General features: G+C 59.4%; 21 protein-coding genes. 10 read left to right on the top strand and 11 right to left on the bottom strand.

The window, feature by feature from the left end:
- Position 1: 1 nt before the first annotated feature.
- From infA to aat, 3 genes are all read right to left on the bottom strand, one after another.
- The gene (gene infA, locus AB4O45_RS03060; protein ID WP_002553999.1) at positions 2-220 is read right to left on the bottom strand and encodes a translation initiation factor IF-1; all 219 of its coding nucleotides are present in this window, start codon (positions 218-220) and stop codon (positions 2-4) included.
- A 112-nt stretch (positions 221-332) separates the two neighbouring features.
- Positions 333-1,040 carry an arginyltransferase gene (locus AB4O45_RS03055; RefSeq protein WP_041477071.1) on the bottom strand — a complete coding sequence of 236 codons (708 nt, stop codon included), beginning with the start codon at positions 1,038-1,040 and terminating at the stop codon, positions 333-335.
- 58 nt (positions 1,041-1,098) lie between these two features.
- The gene (aat, locus tag AB4O45_RS03050; protein WP_095182060.1) at positions 1,099-1,779 is read right to left on the bottom strand and encodes a leucyl/phenylalanyl-tRNA--protein transferase; all 681 of its coding nucleotides are present in this window, start codon (positions 1,777-1,779) and stop codon (positions 1,099-1,101) included.
- A gap of 521 nt (positions 1,780-2,300) precedes the next feature.
- On the opposite strand from aat, the gene ftsK reads away from it, so the two are divergent.
- From ftsK to cysG, 6 genes are all read left to right on the top strand, one after another.
- Complete coding sequence (gene ftsK, locus AB4O45_RS03045) at positions 2,301-4,709, top strand: DNA translocase FtsK (protein ID WP_460161052.1); 2,409 nt, start codon at positions 2,301-2,303, stop codon at positions 4,707-4,709.
- A gap of 67 nt (positions 4,710-4,776) precedes the next feature.
- Positions 4,777-5,397, top strand: coding sequence for an outer membrane lipoprotein chaperone LolA (gene lolA / locus AB4O45_RS03040; protein ID WP_016775262.1), 621 nt, complete (start codon positions 4,777-4,779; stop codon positions 5,395-5,397).
- A gap of 195 nt (positions 5,398-5,592) precedes the next feature.
- On the top strand, positions 5,593-6,915 hold the full coding sequence (locus AB4O45_RS03035; protein WP_042609225.1) for a replication-associated recombination protein A: 1,323 nt from the start codon (positions 5,593-5,595) through the stop codon (positions 6,913-6,915).
- Entirely contained in the window at positions 6,915-7,289 is a 375-nt protein-coding gene (gene crcB / locus AB4O45_RS03030) for a fluoride efflux transporter CrcB (RefSeq protein ID WP_252867864.1), read from the top strand. The genes AB4O45_RS03035 and crcB overlap by 1 nt, the downstream gene beginning before the upstream one ends.
- A gap of 15 nt (positions 7,290-7,304) precedes the next feature.
- Positions 7,305-8,585, top strand: coding sequence for a serine--tRNA ligase (serS, locus tag AB4O45_RS03025; RefSeq protein ID WP_056788907.1), 1,281 nt, complete (start codon positions 7,305-7,307; stop codon positions 8,583-8,585).
- The gene (gene cysG / locus AB4O45_RS03020) at positions 8,586-9,980 is read left to right on the top strand and encodes a siroheme synthase CysG (RefSeq protein ID WP_041477064.1); all 1,395 of its coding nucleotides are present in this window, start codon (positions 8,586-8,588) and stop codon (positions 9,978-9,980) included.
- Between the two features lie 94 nt (positions 9,981-10,074).
- Here cysG and AB4O45_RS03015 read toward each other — a convergent pair whose 3' ends face one another.
- From AB4O45_RS03015 to AB4O45_RS02985, 7 genes are all read right to left on the bottom strand, one after another.
- Positions 10,075-11,076, bottom strand: coding sequence for a glutathione S-transferase family protein (locus tag AB4O45_RS03015; RefSeq protein WP_460161051.1), 1,002 nt, complete (start codon positions 11,074-11,076; stop codon positions 10,075-10,077).
- A 91-nt stretch (positions 11,077-11,167) separates the two neighbouring features.
- On the bottom strand, positions 11,168-12,169 hold the full coding sequence (locus AB4O45_RS03010; RefSeq protein WP_252886421.1) for a glycosyl transferase family protein: 1,002 nt from the start codon (positions 12,167-12,169) through the stop codon (positions 11,168-11,170).
- Positions 12,166-12,501 (bottom strand): TusE/DsrC/DsvC family sulfur relay protein, encoded by a 336-nt coding sequence (locus AB4O45_RS03005; RefSeq protein ID WP_016770652.1) that lies wholly within the window; start codon positions 12,499-12,501, stop codon positions 12,166-12,168. The genes AB4O45_RS03010 and AB4O45_RS03005 overlap by 4 nt, the downstream gene beginning before the upstream one ends.
- On the bottom strand, positions 12,498-12,791 hold the full coding sequence (gene tusB, locus AB4O45_RS03000) for a sulfurtransferase complex subunit TusB (protein ID WP_460161050.1): 294 nt from the start codon (positions 12,789-12,791) through the stop codon (positions 12,498-12,500). Before tusB ends, AB4O45_RS03005 begins: the two co-directional genes overlap by 4 nt.
- Positions 12,791-13,147, bottom strand: coding sequence for a sulfurtransferase complex subunit TusC (gene tusC / locus AB4O45_RS02995; protein ID WP_375122371.1), 357 nt, complete (start codon positions 13,145-13,147; stop codon positions 12,791-12,793). Before tusC ends, tusB begins: the two co-directional genes overlap by 1 nt.
- Positions 13,148-13,149: 2 nt before the next feature.
- Positions 13,150-13,542, bottom strand: a complete 393-nt coding sequence (gene tusD, locus AB4O45_RS02990) for a sulfurtransferase complex subunit TusD (protein ID WP_041477377.1) — start codon at positions 13,540-13,542, stop codon at positions 13,150-13,152.
- Positions 13,543-13,707: 165 nt separating this feature from the next.
- Positions 13,708-14,037, bottom strand: coding sequence for a DUF6388 family protein (locus AB4O45_RS02985; protein WP_041477057.1), 330 nt, complete (start codon positions 14,035-14,037; stop codon positions 13,708-13,710).
- A gap of 133 nt (positions 14,038-14,170) precedes the next feature.
- Here AB4O45_RS02985 and AB4O45_RS02980 point away from each other — a divergent pair, with 133 nt between their 5' ends.
- Entirely contained in the window at positions 14,171-14,521 is a 351-nt protein-coding gene (locus tag AB4O45_RS02980; RefSeq protein WP_041477055.1) for a hypothetical protein, read from the top strand.
- A 102-nt stretch (positions 14,522-14,623) separates the two neighbouring features.
- On the opposite strand, the gene AB4O45_RS02975 is transcribed toward AB4O45_RS02980, so the two are convergent.
- Positions 14,624-15,049, bottom strand: a complete 426-nt coding sequence (locus tag AB4O45_RS02975) for a GNAT family N-acetyltransferase (protein ID WP_150634949.1) — start codon at positions 15,047-15,049, stop codon at positions 14,624-14,626.
- Positions 15,050-15,201: 152 nt separating this feature from the next.
- On the opposite strand from AB4O45_RS02975, the gene AB4O45_RS02970 reads away from it, so the two are divergent.
- From AB4O45_RS02970 to AB4O45_RS02960, 3 genes are all read left to right on the top strand, one after another.
- Complete coding sequence (locus AB4O45_RS02970) at positions 15,202-15,642, top strand: hemerythrin domain-containing protein (RefSeq protein WP_016775257.1); 441 nt, start codon at positions 15,202-15,204, stop codon at positions 15,640-15,642.
- Positions 15,643-15,849: 207 nt separating this feature from the next.
- On the top strand, positions 15,850-16,485 hold the full coding sequence (locus tag AB4O45_RS02965; RefSeq protein ID WP_095182054.1) for a lytic polysaccharide monooxygenase auxiliary activity family 9 protein: 636 nt from the start codon (positions 15,850-15,852) through the stop codon (positions 16,483-16,485).
- Between the two features lie 98 nt (positions 16,486-16,583).
- Positions 16,584-17,171, top strand: coding sequence for an NUDIX domain-containing protein (locus AB4O45_RS02960; RefSeq protein WP_252867859.1), 588 nt, complete (start codon positions 16,584-16,586; stop codon positions 17,169-17,171).
- Positions 17,172-17,264 lie beyond the last annotated feature (93 nt).

The following is a 17,264-nucleotide window of genomic DNA, read 5'->3' as shown; positions in this document are numbered from 1 at the left end:
ATTAACGAGCGCGGTAAGTGATCCGCCCTTTGCTCAAGTCATAGGGCGTCAGCTCGACGCGCACTTTGTCACCGGTAAGAATACGAATGTAGTTCTTGCGCATCTTGCCGGAAATATGCGCGGTTACGACGTGCCCATTTTCCAACTCCACACGAAACATGGTGTTGGGCAGGGTGTCGACGACAGTGCCTTCCATTTCGAAGCTGTCTTCTTTCGACATGCAGTAAAGCCCTCGGTATCCAATGAATGGCCCGGTGCAACTGCGCCAGGCAAAAGCGGCGTGCATTGTGCCCGAAAAATGGTGTTTACGCCAAGGGGTTTAGGCCGCAGGTTCAGTTCAGGATGACCCAGCGCTGATTGATCAGCAATTCGATGGGCCGATATTGCGTCTTGTAGTTCATCTTTTTGCAGTTCTTGATCCAGTAACCCAGGTACACGGCCTCAAGGCCCAGACGCTGGCTCTCGGCGATTTGCCAGAGGATTGCGTAACGGCCGAGGCTGCGGCGTTCTTCGTTCGGTTCGTAGAAGGTGTACACCGCTGACAAACCGTTGGGCAGCAGATCGGTCACCGCCACCGCGAGCAACCGTCCGTCGAGTCGAAACTCGTAGAAGCGCGAGAAGGGCAGGTCACGCACCAGGAACGTCGAGAACTGATCGCGGCTTGGCGGGTACATGTCGCCGTCGGCATGGCGCTGTTCTATGTAGCGCTGGTACAGGTCGAAATATTCTTCGCTGAAGTGCGGTTTGACCGGCTGCACCTGCAAATCCGCGTTGCGTTTGTAGATGCGCTTTTGCTGGCGATTAGTGATGAATTGTGCGGAGGGAATGCGCGCAGGCACGCACGCATTGCAATTCTGGCAATGCGGCCGGTACAAATGATCGCCGCTGCGACGAAAGCCCATTTCCGACAAGTCTGCGTAGACATGCACATCCATGGGCTGACTCGGGTCGAGAAACAGCGTCGTGGCCTGCTCCTCGGGCAGATAACTGCAAGAGTGGGGCTGAGTGGCATAAAACTTCAAACGCGCCAACTCGGTCATGAATCAACCCTCGGGATAAGCTGGTGGATTAAGTGTAAGCCACCTGCGCAAAAGTCGCTCAGCAAACCCAGGTCGCTGAATTCGGTTGATCTAGATGGCGCCGCAGATAGTCGGCGAATTCGCCGCGCGGAATCGACCGCGCACCGAGGCTGTGCAGGTGATCGGTCGGCATCTGGCAGTCGATCAGCACAAATCCGGCGGCTTTCAAATGCTGGACCAGCGTGGCAAAGCCATATTTGGACGCGTTGTCAGCGCGGCTGAACATCGACTCGCCAAAAAACAGTTGGCCCATCGCCAGGCCGTACAGGCCGCCGACCAGCTGTCCCTCGTCCCAGACCTCAACCGAATGCGCGAAACCGCGCCGATGCAATTCTACGTAAGCATCCTGCATGGCCTCGGTGATCCAGGTGCCGTCGGCGTAATCACGCGGTGCAGCGCAGGCGCGGATGACGGCGTCGAAATCCTGATCGAAGGTCACTTGATAGCGTTGCTTGCGCAGCAGCTTGCCGAGACTGCGCGAGACGTGCAGTTCGTCGGGAAACAGCACGGTGCGAGGGTCTGGCGACCACCAGAGAATCGGCTGGCCCTCGGAGAACCAGGGGAAGCAGCCATGGCGATAGGCCTGGATCAGTCGATCGGCGGAAAGATCGCCGCCGGCGGCGAGCAATCCGTTCGGCTCGCGCATGGCTTTTTCCAGTGGCGGAAAGGTCAGGGAGTTACGTTGTAACCAAGTCAGCATGGCATCCAGGCTTGCAGAAGGGGAGGGCAGTCAGGGGCGTGCAGGCCCCGCGAAAGAGTTTGCCGCGAAACGGCGCCGCTGTCCTGCACAGATGTCTGCTGCAGTGAGCATTGAGCTGCAACTTGATGTGTCGCCCGTGGTCGTAAGCGTCACCGTACCGATGCTGTCGAGCATTCCTGTGAGCCTGATCCGGCCAGGTTCGCTACGTTCATCAAATACAGCTCATAAGCCTTTGTCACAAAAGACAATGCATGCTCCAATTGCAACGCAGTGCATGTACGTTTGGCTATGCTCAAGGCTGGGGTCTCAAACATGGCATCGGACGCACAAACCCGTACAATGCCGGGTTGTGACAGGCTATACGCTGCGCACAGTGTTTATGGCTGTGTTTATAAAACCAGTGGCACAGTGTTAAAAGTAGTCCCAGTTGAGCTTTTCACCTTTTTTACCTGCCTGGATTGGGCAGTTTTTTATCGTCATTCAATAGATGGACGCGCCTCGGGCGCAGGAAAAGAAGCGTTTTGAAGAAGACCACCGAAGCACCCAAAACAGTCGTTCCGCTCTGGCGCCAGCAACTGCACTACCGGCTCAAGGAAGGTGCATTGATCGCCATTGGCGCTTTGTGCCTGTTCCTGATGATGGCTTTGCTGACCTACGGCAAGGACGATCCGGGGTGGAGCCATAACAGCAAGATCGACGATGTGCAGAACTTCGGTGGCCCGGCCGGCTCATACAGCGCCGATATCCTGTTCATGGTGCTCGGTTACTTCGCCTATATCTTTCCGTTGCTGCTGGCGGTCAAGGCGTACCAGATCTTCCGTCAACGCCACGAACCATGGCAGTGGAGCGGCTGGCTGTTTTCCTGGCGTCTGATCGGCCTGGTATTCCTCGTGCTCTCCGGCGCTGCGCTGGCGCACATTCATTTCCATGCCGCGACCGGTCTGCCGGCCGGCGCTGGCGGTGCCCTGGGCGAAAGCCTTGGCGATCTGGCGAAGAATGCGCTGAACATCCAGGGCAGCACGCTGTTGTTCATCGCTCTGTTCCTGTTCGGCCTGACCGTATTCACCGACCTGTCGTGGTTCAAGGTGATGGACGTCACCGGCAAGATCACCCTCGATCTGTTCGAACTGTTCCAGGGCGCCCTCAACCGCTGGTGGTCGGCGCGCACTGAACGCAAGCAACTGGTTGCGCAACTGCGTGAGGTTGATGACCGCGTCCACGATGTGGTCGCACCGACTGTCACCGACAAACGCGAACAGGCCAAGGTCAAGGAACGCCTGATCGAGCGTGAGCAAGCGTTGAGCAAGCACATGTCCGACCGCGAGAAGCAGGTGCCACCGGTGATCGCGCCGGCACCAGCCAAGGCGCCGGAGCCGAGCAAGCGCGTGCAGAAAGAGAAGCAGGCGCCGTTGTTCGTCGACAGCGCGGTCGAAGGCACCTTGCCGCCGATCTCGATTCTTGATCCTGCGGAAAAGAAACAGCTCAACTATTCGCCTGAGTCCTTGGCAGCAGTCGGCCACTTGCTGGAAATCAAGCTCAAGGAATTCGGCGTCGAAGTCACCGTTGATTCGATCCATCCGGGTCCAGTGATTACCCGATACGAAATCCAGCCTGCCGCCGGGGTAAAAGTCAGCCGCATCGCCAACCTGGCCAAAGACCTGGCGCGTTCGCTGGCGGTGACCAGTGTGCGGGTGGTCGAGGTGATTCCGGGCAAGACCACTGTGGGTATCGAGATTCCCAACGAAGACCGCCAGATCGTGCGTTTCTCCGAGGTGCTGTCGACCCCCGAGTACGACAACTTCAAATCGCCGGTCACCCTGGCGCTCGGTCATGACATCGGCGGCAAGCCGGTCATCACCGACCTGGCGAAGATGCCGCACTTGCTGGTGGCCGGTACCACCGGTTCCGGTAAGTCCGTGGGCGTGAACGCGATGATCCTGTCGATCCTGTTCAAGTCCGGGCCTGACGACGCCAAGCTGATCATGATCGACCCGAAAATGCTTGAGCTGTCGATCTACGAAGGCATTCCGCACCTGCTTTGCCCGGTAGTGACCGACATGAAGGACGCCGCCAACGCCTTGCGCTGGAGCGTTGCCGAGATGGAGCGTCGCTACAAGCTGATGGCGAAAATGGGTGTGCGTAACCTGTCCGGCTTCAACGCCAAGGTCAAGGAAGCCCAGGATGCCGGCGAGCCGTTGAGCGATCCGCTGTACAAGCGCGAAAGCATTCACGACGAAGCGCCGCTGCTGCAGAAACTGCCGACCATCGTCGTAGTGGTGGACGAATTCGCCGACATGATGATGATCGTCGGCAAGAAGGTTGAAGAACTGATCGCGCGTATTGCGCAAAAGGCGCGTGCGGCGGGGATTCACTTGATTCTTGCCACCCAGCGCCCGTCGGTGGACGTGATCACTGGTCTGATCAAAGCCAACATCCCGACACGTATGGCGTTTCAGGTATCGAGCAAGATCGATTCGCGAACCATCATCGACCAGGGTGGCGCCGAGCAACTGCTCGGGCACGGTGACATGCTCTACATGCCGCCGGGCACCAGTTTGCCGATCCGGGTTCACGGCGCGTTCGTCTCCGACGATGAGGTTCACCGCGTGGTCGAGGCCTGGAAATTGCGCGGTGCGCCTGAGTACAACGACGACATTCTCAACGGTGTCGAAGAGGCGGGCAGCGGCTTTGAAGGCAGCAGCGGTGGTGGCGACGGTGATGATCCGGAAGCCGACGCGCTGTATGACGAAGCGGTGCAGTTCGTCCTCGAAAGTCGTCGTGCGTCGATTTCCGCTGTGCAGCGCAAGCTGAAGATCGGCTACAACCGTGCCGCGCGGATGATCGAGGCGATGGAAATGGCTGGCGTCGTTACCTCAATGAGCACCAACGGTTCGCGTGAAGTCCTGGCCCCGGGCCCGGTACGCGACTGAAACGCAACGACTCGAGTGGCGCAATGACGCGCCACTCGCTCTCCCACGAGTATTCAAGAGGACTCTCATGCGCCTTATCCGCATGCTGTTGCCAGTACTGGCGCTGACCACACTCACGGCCCACGCCGATGAAAAGGACGTGGCGCGTCTGACCCAATTGCTCGAAACATCGAAAACCCTGTCGGCGAACTTTTCGCAGTTGACCCTCGATGGCACCGGCACCCAGTTGCAGGAAACCACCGGCAACATGACCCTGCAGCGTCCGGGCCTGTTCTACTGGCACACCAATGCGCCGGCCGAGCAGACCATGGTCTCCGATGGCAAGAAAGTCACCCTGTGGGACCCGGATCTGGAGCAGGCAACCATCAAGAAGCTCGATGAGCGTCTGACCCAGACGCCGGCCTTGCTGTTGTCCGGCGATGTCTCGAAGATCAGCCAGAGCTTCGATATCAGCGCGAAAGAGGCGGGCGGCGTGATCGACTTCACCCTGAAGCCGAAAACCAAGGACACCCTGTTCGACAATCTGCGCCTGTCGTTCCGCAACGGCCTGCTCAATGACATGCAACTGATTGACAGCGTCGGCCAGCGCACCAATATCCTGTTTACCGGGGTCAAGGCCAACGAAGCGGTGCCTGCGTCCAAATTCAAATTCGACATTCCCAAGGGTGCCGACGTTATCCAGGAATAAACACCGGCACTTTGTGTCAGGGCCTTTGTGGTGAGGGCCCGCTATTGAGGGGCTATTGTGGCGAGGGGATTTATCCCCGTCCGGCTGCGCAGCAGTCGTCGCTTTTGGGGCCGCTTCGCAGCCCAACGGGGATAAATCCCCTCACCACAGGTACTTCAGCAGATTTCAGAAAATCAGAGGTTTCAACGCTACGTGATGGATCTGTTTCGCAGTGCACCGATTGCCCAGCCCTTGGCCGCCCGTCTGCGTGCGGCCAATCTGGATGAGTACGTCGGTCAGGAACACGTACTCGCTCGCGGCAAGCCTCTGCGTGAGGCGCTGGAGCAGGGCGCGCTGCATTCGATGATCTTCTGGGGGCCGCCGGGCGTGGGCAAGACCACCCTGGCGCGCTTGCTCGCAGAAGTCTCGGATGCGCACTTCGAAACGGTCTCGGCGGTGCTCGCCGGGGTCAAGGAAATCCGTCAGGCCGTTGAAATTGCCAAGCAGCAGGCAGGCCAGTACGGCAAGCGCACGATCCTGTTTGTCGACGAAGTACACCGTTTCAACAAGTCGCAGCAGGACGCGTTTCTGCCTTACGTTGAAGACGGCACGCTGATCTTCATCGGCGCCACCACCGAAAACCCTTCGTTCGAACTGAACAACGCCTTATTGTCGCGGGCCCGCGTCTACGTGCTGAAAAGCCTCGACGAAGCGGCCTTGCGCAAACTGGTCCACCGCGCACTCACCGAAGAGCGCGGCCTGGGCAAGCGCAACCTGACCCTGAGCGATGAAGGCTTCCAGATGTTGCTGTCCGCCGCTGATGGCGATGGCCGGCGCCTGCTCAATCTGCTGGAAAACGCCTCTGATCTGGCCGAAGACAACAGCGAAATCGGCACCGAGTTGCTGCAAAGCCTGCTCGGCGATACGCGCCGACGTTTCGACAAGGGCGGTGAAGCGTTTTACGACCAGATCTCGGCGCTGCACAAATCCGTGCGCGGCTCCAATCCCGACGGCGCGCTGTACTGGTTTGCGCGGATGATCGACGGCGGTTGCGATCCGCTGTACCTGGCGCGACGCGTGGTGCGCATGGCGAGCGAAGACATCGGCAACGCCGACCCGCGTGCATTGAGCCTGTGCCTGGCGGCGTGGGAAGTGCAGGAGCGTCTCGGCAGCCCCGAGGGCGAATTGGCAGTCGCCCAGGCCATTACTTATCTGGCCTGCGCACCGAAAAGCAATGCGGTGTACATGGGCTTCAAAACCGCGCTGCGCGCAGCGGCTGAGAACGGCTCGCTGGAAGTCCCGCTGCACCTGCGCAATGCACCGACCAAGCTGATGAAGCAATTGGGTTATGGCGACGAATACCGCTACGCCCACGACGAGCCGGACGCCTATGCCGCCGGCGAAGACTATTTTCCGGAAGAACTCGAGCCGATTCCGTTCTATCAGCCAGTGCCCCGTGGCCTGGAGTTGAAGATCGGCGAAAAGCTCAATCACCTCGCTCAACTCGATCGTCTGAGCCCTCGGCAGCGGAGAAAATAGTGGTTCCATTGATACTCGCAGTGTCGGTCGGCGGTGTTGCCGGCACCTTGTTGCGCTTCGCCACCGGTAATTGGGTCAGCGCCAATTGGCCGCGGCACTTCTATACCGCGACGCTGGCCGTTAATATCGTGGGCTGCATGCTGATTGGCGTGTTGTACGGCCTGTTTCTGATACGCCCGGAGGTGCCGATCGAGGTGCGCGCCGGGTTGATGGTCGGCTTCCTCGGGGGGCTGACGACTTTTTCATCCTTTTCACTGGATACGGTGCGCCTGCTGGAAAGCGGGCAAGTGTTGCTGGCCCTGGGCTACGCGGCACTCAGCGTATTCGGCGGGCTGCTCGCGACGTGGGCCGGCCTGTCCCTGACCAAACTTTGATAACGAGAAACCGACATGCTCGATTCCAAACTGTTACGTAGCAACCTTCAGGACGTAGCGGACCGCCTGGCTTCCCGTGGCTTTGCCCTGGACACCGCGCGCATCGAAGCGCTGGAAGAACAGCGCAAGACCGTCCAGACCCGCACCGAAGCACTGCAGGCTGAGCGTAACGCGCGTTCCAAATCCATCGGGCAGGCCAAGCAGCGCGGCGAAGACATCGCGCCGCTGATGGCGGACGTCGAGCGTATGGCAGGCGAGTTGAGCGCTGGCAAGGTCGAGCTGGACGCGATCCAGACCGAACTCGATTCGATCCTGCTCGGTATCCCCAACCTGCCGCACGAATCGGTTCCGGTCGGCAAGGACGAAGACGACAACGTCGAAGTACGCCGTTGGGGCACCCCGACTCAGTTCGATTTCGAAGTGAAAGACCACGTCGCCCTCGGCGAGAAGTTCGGCTGGCTGGACTTCGAAACCGCCGCCAAGCTGTCCGGTGCTCGTTTCGCCTTGTTGCGTGGCCCGATCGCGCGTCTGCATCGCGCACTGGCGCAGTTCATGATCAACCTGCATGTCACCGAACATGGCTACGAAGAGGCTTACACGCCTTATCTGGTTCAGGCTCCGGCGCTGCAAGGTACCGGCCAGCTGCCGAAGTTCGAAGAAGATCTGTTCAAGATTGCCCGCGAAGGCGAAGCCGATCTGTACCTGATTCCAACCGCCGAAGTGTCACTGACCAACATCGTTGCCGGCGAAATCGTCGATTCGAAGTTGTTGCCGATCAAGTTTGTCGCCCACACCCCGTGCTTCCGCAGCGAAGCCGGTGCGTCGGGTCGCGACACGCGTGGCATGATCCGCCAGCACCAGTTCGACAAAGTCGAAATGGTCCAGGTCGTCGAGCCGTCGCAATCGATGGAAGCGCTGGAAAGCCTGACTGCCAACGCCGAAAAAGTCCTCCAGCTGCTCGGCCTGCCTTACCGCACCCTGGCGCTGTGCACCGGCGACATGGGCTTCAGCGCCGTCAAGACCTACGACCTCGAAGTGTGGATTCCGAGCCAGGACAAATACCGCGAAATCTCCTCGTGCTCCAACTGCGGCGACTTCCAGGCGCGGCGCATGCAGGCGCGTTTCCGTAACCCGGAAACCGGCAAGCCTGAGCTGGTGCACACCTTGAACGGCTCTGGTCTGGCGGTCGGTCGTACTCTGGTTGCGGTACTGGAAAACTACCAGCAGGCCGACGGTTCGATCCGCGTGCCGGACGTGCTGAAGCCGTACATGGGTGGCCTTGAGGTCATCGGCTAAATGAAATATCTGCCGCTGTTTCACAACCTGCGCGGCAGTCGTGTGTTGGTTGTCGGTGGGGGGGAAATTGCCTTGCGCAAATCCCGCCTGCTGGCCGATGCCGGTGCGCTGCTGCGGGTGGTCGCACCTGAAATCGAAACGCAACTGGCCGAACTGGTCGCTGCCAGCGGCGGTGAATGCCTGTTGCGCGGTTACGCCGAAACGGATCTGGACGGTTGCGGGCTGATCATTGCCGCTACCGACGACGAAACGCTCAACGCGCAAGTCTCCACCGACGCCCACCGCCGTTGCGTGCCGGTCAACGTGGTCGATGCGCCGGCCTTGTGCAGCGTGATCTTCCCGGCGATCGTCGATCGCTCGCCGTTGATCATCGCCGTGTCCAGCGGCGGCGATGCGCCGGTACTGGCGCGTCTGATCCGCGCGAAAATCGAAACCTGGATTCCTTCGACCTACGGTCAATTGGCAGGGCTGGCTGCGCGTTTTCGCAATCAGGTGAAAAACCTGTTTCCGGATGTTCAGCAGCGTCGCGGCTTCTGGGAAGACGTTTTCCAGGGCCCGATCGCCGATCGTCAACTGGCCGGGCAGGGCGCTGAAGCCGAGCGCCTGTTGCAGGCTAAGGTCGATGGCGAGCCAATGGTCACCACTGGCGAGGTTTATCTGGTCGGTGCCGGTCCGGGTGATCCGGATCTGTTGACCTTCCGCGCACTGCGTCTGATGCAGCAAGCCGATGTGGTGCTCTATGACCGCCTGGTGGCGCCGGCGATTCTCGAGTTGTGCCGTCGCGATGCCGAGCGGGTGTATGTCGGCAAGCGTCGCTCCGAACACGCCGTGCCGCAGGATCAGATCAACCAGCAACTGGTCGATCTGGCCAAGGCTGGCAAGCGTGTGGTGCGGTTGAAGGGCGGCGATCCGTTTATCTTCGGCCGCGGTGGCGAAGAGATCGAAGAACTGGCGGCCCACGGTATTCCATTCCAGGTGGTCCCAGGCATCACGGCGGCCAGCGGTTGCGCCGCTTATGCGGGGATCCCGCTGACCCACCGTGACCATGCGCAGTCCGTGCGGTTTGTCACTGGCCACTTGAAGGATGGTTCCACCGATCTGCCATGGGCCGATCTTGTCGCCCCGGCGCAGACGCTGGTGTTCTACATGGGCCTGGTGGGCCTGCCGATCATCTGCGAGCAGTTGATCAAGCATGGTCGCGCGGCGGATACCCCGGCGGCGTTGATTCAGCAGGGCACTACAGTCAATCAGCGGGTTTTCACCGGCACGCTGGCGGATCTGCCGCGAATGGTGGCGGAGCATGAAGTGCATGCGCCGACTCTGGTGATCGTCGGCGAAGTGGTGCAACTGCGCGAGAAGCTGGCGTGGTTTGAAGGGGCTCAAGCGCAGGTCTGAGTCAGATCAAAAGATCGCAGCCTTCGGCAGCTCCTACAGAGGAACGCATTCTCATGTAGGAGTTGCCGAAGGCTGCGATCTTTTGCTTCTGCTGTTAGCCCTTTAACCAAACCCCTTTCCCGATCAACCGCGACCGGTCATGCGCTACGCTGAAATCCTGCTCCGGCCCCTTCGGCACCACGCCGGTCGGGTTGATGGTCTTGTGGCTGCCATAGTAGTGATGCTTGATGTGCTGAAAATCCACCGTCTCGGCAATCCCCGGCCATTGATACATCTCGCGTAGCCAGTTCGACAGATTCGGGTAATCGGCAATCCGCCGCAGGTTGCACTTGAAGTGCCCGTGATACACCGCGTCAAAGCGAATCATCGTGGTAAACAGGCGCACGTCGGCCTCAGTCAGGTATTCCCCGCTCAGGTAGCGATTGGCACCCAGCAGTTGCTCCAGATGATCCAGTTCGGCGAATACTTCATCGAACGCCTGTTCGTATGCCTGTTGCGAGGTGGCGAACCCGGCACGATAGACTCCGTTGTTCACCGCCGGGTAGATCCGCTCGTTCAGCGCATCGATCTCGTTGCGTAGCGGCGCCGGATAAAAGTCCAGATCGTTACCAGTGATCCCGTCGAAGGCGCTGTTGAACATGCGAATGATTTCCGCCGATTCATTGCTGACGATGCGCTTGAGTTTCTTGTCCCACAGCACTGGCACCGTCACGCGCCCGGTGTAATCAGGCGTGTCGGCGGTGTATCGCTGATGCATGAAATCGAAGCCATCGAGTTTGTCGCCTGTCGAACCGAGCGCTTTGTCGAAGGTCCAGCCGTTCTCCAGCATGAGCCAGCTGACCACCGACACGTCGATCAGACCTTCCAGCCCTTTGAGTTTGCGCAGAATCAGCGTGCGATGCGCCCAAGGGCAGGCGAGGGAAACGTACAGGTGATAGCGCCCGGCTTCGGCAGTGAAACCGCCTTCACCGCTGGGGCCTGGTTGACCGTCGGCGGTCACCCAGTTGCGGCGTTGCGCCTGTTCGCGCTGGAACGCGCCGTCCTTGCTGCTTTCGTACCACTTGTCCTGCCAGTGGCCGTCGACGAGTAAACCCATGATCAAGACTCCCAAAACCAATATTCGTTGGAGTCGAGTCTATTCCGATGAGTTCGAACAAAAAGCGCAAAGATCGGGCGCTAATGATCGGTTAGATCGATGTGTTGCGCGCCGCCCAATACTGCTCGGCGGTTGCGAACGCCTCTTCGCGATTCTGACCGAGACCGCGCAGGGCGAGGGCCATGGTCGCAATCAAGGCCATTTGCGGGTAACTGTCGACCACATCGCCACGCCACACGGCTTTCAAGTGCTCGATTTCCAGCGAAGCGGGTTTGACGTGGCGCTGCGCTGACAGCTGCGGCCATTCTTCATCCCAGCTCTGACCGCCGCTGGTGCCATACAGGTGGCTGGTGGCGTCGGGGTTGATCTCGATTTCACCGCCATCACCCTTGACCACAATTGCCGCGTCGCCGAGCAAGCCGCTGGCATCGCGATGCACCGCCTGGTAACCCGGGTGAAAAATGCTTTGCAGGCCGCAGCGTGCGCCCAACGGATTGAGAATCCGCGCCAGCGAGTGGATCGGCGACCGCAGGCCCAAGGTATTGCGCAGGTCGATCATCTTTTGCAACTGCGGCGCCCAGTCCACGAGCGGCATAAACGCCAGGCCGCCGTTGTCCAGTGCCGCGCCGACCTGCTGCCAATTGCGGCACAGGGGAATGTTCAGTTCGCCCAGCAGTTGTTCGCTGTACAGGCGCCCGGCAGTGTGCGCGCCGCCGCCATGCATGAAGATGCGTACGCCGTTTTGCGCCAGGCATTTGGCCGCGAGCAGATACCACGGCAGATGGCGTTTTTTGCCGGCGTAGGTCGGCCAGTCCAGGTCGACATTCAGCGCCGGTGCCTGCAAGCGTTCGCGCAGGGCTTCGGTGAAACCGGCCATTTCCTCTGCGCTTTCTTCCTTGTGCCGCAGCAACATCAGGAAGGCACCCAGTTGCGTATCTTCGACCTTGTCATCGAGCACCATGCCCATGGCCTCGCGGGCTTCTTCGCGCGTCAGGTCGCGGGCGCCGCGCTTGCCCTTGCCGAGAATGCGCACGAATTGCGCGAACGGATGCTCGGCAGGCGTTTCGAGGGTCAAAGCTGGAAAGTCGTTCATAGGCAATTCGTCGGTTTGGGCAGGCCCGCCAGTTTCGCGGCGAGTTTGGCAGGGGTGCCTTTGAACAGTCGGTTCAGGTGCAGGCTGTTGCCTTTGTCCGCGCCAAGTTTCAACGCGGTGTACTTGATCAGCGGCCGCGTGGCCGGCGATAGCTGGAATTCGGCGTAGAAGCTGCGCAGCAGCTCGAGGACTTCCCAGTGTTCAGGCGTCAACTCGATGTCTTCTGCGGCGGCGAGGGCGCTGGCGACTTCAGCCGACCAGTCGCTGAGGTCAACGAGAAAGCCGTCCTTGTCCAGTTCGATGGCGCGGGCGCCGACGGTCATTGAATTCATAGCCAGCTGTTGACCTTGGCGTGATGGATCGACAGTTCGACAAACGCCGGGTAGTCGATGGCCTCGGCCCAGTCTGGAATCTCGATCGCACGCGCCTGTGCGTCCTCAACCAATACGAACAGATTGATTGGTCGCTCTTGCAGAGCAGAGAACGGCGCAGTGTCCGGTTGCAGCGCATACACCGCATCGCCGGACAACAATACCGCATCGGCGCTGCCGAGCAGGCGCAGGCAACTGCTCAGACGATCGTCGGCGAACGGGGAATGAGACAAAACATGCAAAGTCGACATCAGAGGGTGATCACCTGATCGTAACGGTCAATAAGGGCGGTGATGTGGTCAGCAGCAAGCGGCTGCGCCTCGTCCAGCGACAGTTTGCCAAGACCGCGAGCATTGGCGCTTTCGGCGCAATAGAACAGCTCTTCGACACCAAACATCGGCAGCGCCTGCAGATTGGCGCTGAGGTCTTTCTGCTGCAAGGCCTTGGCGTTCTGCCCGGCGGCCAGTTGCAGCACGCCGTCATCGAGAAACAGCAAACCGATCGGCAGATCAAAGGCGCCACCGGCGAGCACGATATCCAGCGCTTCCCGCGCACCGGGGCCGGACCATGGCGATTGGCGGCTGATGATCAACAGCGATTTGGCCATGTTCAAGCGCCTCCGAAACAGATGAGACGGTCAGCGTCCTGCACGGCATCGTGCAATTGACCCAGACCGGACAATTCCCACGGCGCGCTGAGCGAAATCGCTTCACGCTGGTAACGCTTGGCTTCTTCTTCGTTCAACACACCACGGCGCAGAGCGGCGGCGATGCAGACCACCCCATCCAGTTGCTTTTCGTTGATGAAGGCGCGCCATTGCTTGGGCAAATCCTGTTCATCCTGCGGCGTCACCACTGCATCGGAGGCGTTGAACACGCCGTCCTGATAGAAGAACAGCCGGACAATCTCATGGCCGCCGGCCAGCGCGGCCTGGGCAAACAGCAGGGCACGGCGCGAGGAGGGCGCATGGGCGGCGGAAAACAGCGCGATGGCGAACTTCATGATGGACTCGATCAGCGAAACTGCGGCCATGATAAAGCTTTATCGCTCGTGCCGCGAAACCCGAGTTTTACGCAGATACCTTTGTAGGAGCTGCCGAAGGCTGCGATCTTTTGATCTTGAAGAGCAAAATCAAAAGATCGCAGCCTTCGGCAGCTCCTACATCGATTACGGGGTGATGCCGTAAAGATCGCAATACTCGATCCAGTCCATCCCCGCCATTTCCGCCACTTCCCGATGCACTTCCAGGCGTTGCGCCTGATAGTCCTCCGGTGAATCAGCGGTCAGCTGCAACGTCAGCTCCCAGGCAAACAACCCCTGGCTTTCTGCCTCAGCCTCGAATGCTTCATGCAAGCGTTCTTCGCGGTACTGCGCCTGGGTTTCACCCTTGGCCTGAGCCAGCAGCGGGTTGAGATGGTCGAGGGTCTCGCGCAGTTCGGGTCGCGCATCGAGAAACAGTTTCAGGGCGTGTTCATGTCGTTGGTCGCTAGGCGCCATGTAATGTCCTTGTGTGGCTGAAGATCTCAGAGTGCCGCAGCTGCTCACGCGTGTCGCGCATAAAAACAGTAAAGCAGAACGATTTGCCGCGTTGCAGTGCTACAGTCCGCTTTTTTCTCGATGAGCAAATGCAATGCGAATGCTGATGGTAGTGCTGGCGGCGGCCCTGTTGGCCGGGTGCGCCGGTTCGGTGATGAACGATGCTCGCAGCAAGAGCCCGGACAAGGTCCTGACCTCGGACAAGCCGGAGAAAGACGTCGCCCGGTGCGTGCAATTCGCCTGGCAGGATGAAGCGGTTTTCGGCGTCGACGCGGCGGCCTATCTGGAGCCGCGCGAGTCTGGCGGCACGACGGTCTACACGCGTTCAGCGGAGTCGTTTGTCGATGTGATTACCGAAGCCTCGGGTACGACTTTGAATTACTACGCACAGCAGAGTGATTTTGTCGCGATGCGGCGCATGGCGGCGATGGCGACCTGCCTCTGATTGTGTGTCGAGGCGGCTGGCGCTGTCGCGAGCAGGCTCGCTCCCACAGGTTGAATGCTTTCCAGTGTGGGAGCGAGCCTGCTCGCGCAAAGGGCGATACAGTCAGTCGATCAGCCGCTTCTGGAAAAAATGCCGCTTGTGCCCCGGTGGATAGTCAACGATCTCACCGAACTGGCTGAAGCCCAGCTTCTTGTAGAACTCCGGCGCCTGAAAATCGAAGGTGTCGAGCCAGATTCCGTAGCAGTTTCTATCTTCGGCCAACGCTTCTGCCTGTGCCATTAACCGGGAACCAATCCCCAGTCCGCGACTTTGTTCCGGTACTGACAGCAAATCGATGAACATCCAGCGCAAAGTCACTCGCCCGTACAACCCGCCCAGTATCGCGCCATACTCATCTTTTACCATCAAGGCGAACGGCTCGGTTTTCGATATGCCGGTCTTCGCATCGTTGTATTCAATCAACGGTTGGAGAATGGCCTGGCGCTGTTCCTCGGTAGGATTTTCTGTCAACTCGATACGCAAATTCATGCATGACTTCCTTGTGTAATTGAACGCCCAGCCTAACCCGTCCGGGCAAACGCCTCCAAGCCCTTCGATCGAACAAGCGGAACCGTCAAACCAGCGTTGCGGTCTAGGCTTTTATCGCGTCTTTCCCTGAGCGCGATTGATGAGGAAATCCCGTGAATATTTTTGAAGCCCTGCGCGAAAGCCACGAGCGCCAGCGCACTTACGCCAAGGCTCTGATCGCGACCAGCGGCGACAGCCCTGAGCGGGTCGAGGCCTACAAGCAGCTCAAAGCAGAACTGCAAGCGCATGAAACCGCTGAAGAGCGGCACTTCTACATCCCGTTGATGGAAATCGACGAAGGCGTTGACCTGAGCCGCCACGCCATCGCCGAGCACCACGAAATGGATGAGATGATGGAAGAACTCGACGAGACCGAGATGTCCAGTCCGGCGTGGCTGGCCACGGCCAAGAAGCTCTCCGACAAGGTTCATCATCACCTCGAGGAAGAAGAGCACAAATTCTTCCAGATGGCCGGCAAGCTGCTCGACGATAAACAGAAAACGCAACTCGCCGGGCAGTACGAAAAGGAGTATCAGGCGCAACTGTCTGAATGACCAAAGGCGACTCGGCGTGTAGGTGTTCAGCTACACGTTGAGTGCGATGCGTCGTCGGGCACTGGTTATGCATCCAGTATTTCCGGGCGTTTTACGTCTTGCACGGTGGGACTGTGACAAAAGCGCCGATGGACAAAAAATTCACCTCCGTTAGCTTGAAGGCCTCTCCTCGGGAAGGAGAGTTCTCAAATCAACGGAGTGAACATGATGAATCAGGCAATCCCACAAACCCAACTCAAACACGGTCGTGTCATCTCGCCAGCAAGTCGCGGCGCAGTGGCCATTGACCTCGGCTTGCTCGGCGCTTGGCAAGTCAATGAAATGGAGGGCGGCAAAAACTTTCCGGCCGTGAATGCCGGGCCGTTCCCGCAACCCTTCGAGACCGACTCGGACAGCGTCGCGCCGCCGGCCGATGGCTACATTCTCAGCGGCGGCAAGACCGATGCCCGCGATTGCGTCAATTACACCGACGACGAGATGAGCAAGAAGCTCGGCCGTTCATTCAACTGGCCGCTGCTTAATGTCGATCCGGGGCAGATTCTCGAGGTCAGCTGGGCGTACACCGCGCCGCACACCACCCGTGGTTATCGCTGGCTGATCACCAAAGACGGCTGGGATCCACAGCAACGCATCAGCCGTGCGCAGCTCGAAACCCAGCCGTTCTTCGAAGACTTCTACCCGCAAGTGCCGTATTACAGCCATGCCGGCGAATTGAAGGCCAAGGTTGATCACCAAGTGCAACTGCCGACGAACAAGAAGGGTCATCACGTCATTGTGCTGATGTGGATCGTCGCCAACACCGGCAACGCCTTCTACCAGGCCTTCGACGTCGACTTCCAGTAACAACCCAGGCTGAACGAGCCCGGTAGCGCTGCTGGGCTTTTTTTGTCGGCGCAATTGTCCGACCATGGCAGTCCCCCATGAAAACAGGATCAGACGCGATGTCCAACACAGCCGAACGGGTCAACATCGTCGACACTCAGGTGTTGTCCCACGACTGGTATCTGTTGAAGAAAATCACTTTCGATTACCACCGCAACAACGGCGAATGGCAGCGCCAGACCCGCGAGGTCTACGACCGGGGCAACGGCGCGGCGATTCTGCTGTTCAACCGCGAAAAGCGCACGGTGGTGCTGACCCGCCAGTTTCGTTTGCCGGTGTTCGTCAACGGCCACGATGGATTGTTGATCGAGGTGGCGGCGGGGTTGCTGGAAGGTGCCGCGCCGGAGCAACGCATTCGTGACGAAGCCGAGGAGGAAACCGGTTATCGCGTGCATGACGTGAAGAAAGTATTCGAGGCGTATATGAGCCCCGGCTCGGTGACGGAGAAGCTGCACTTTTTTATCGCCGAATACGACGCCGCGTCCAAAGTCAGCGACGGTGGTGGGCTGGAAGAGGAAACCGAAGAACTGGAAGTGCTCGAATGGGGCTTCGATAAGGCACTGGCAGCATTTCAACGCGGCGAGATCTGTGACGCCAAGACCATCATGCTGTTGCAATACGCAGCGATGAATAACCTCTTCGCTTGATTCGGGCAGGAGCTGCCAACGGCTGCGATGGCTCAGCACACTGGCTGAACGGGGAGGCGCAATACGCAAAGCCGACCATACTGCTTGTTGCTT

This window comes from Pseudomonas sp. S2_B10 (genome assembly GCF_054668425.1).
Note: the sequence above shows the minus strand (reverse complement) of the source record. Positions and strands in the feature narration are given on the sequence as shown.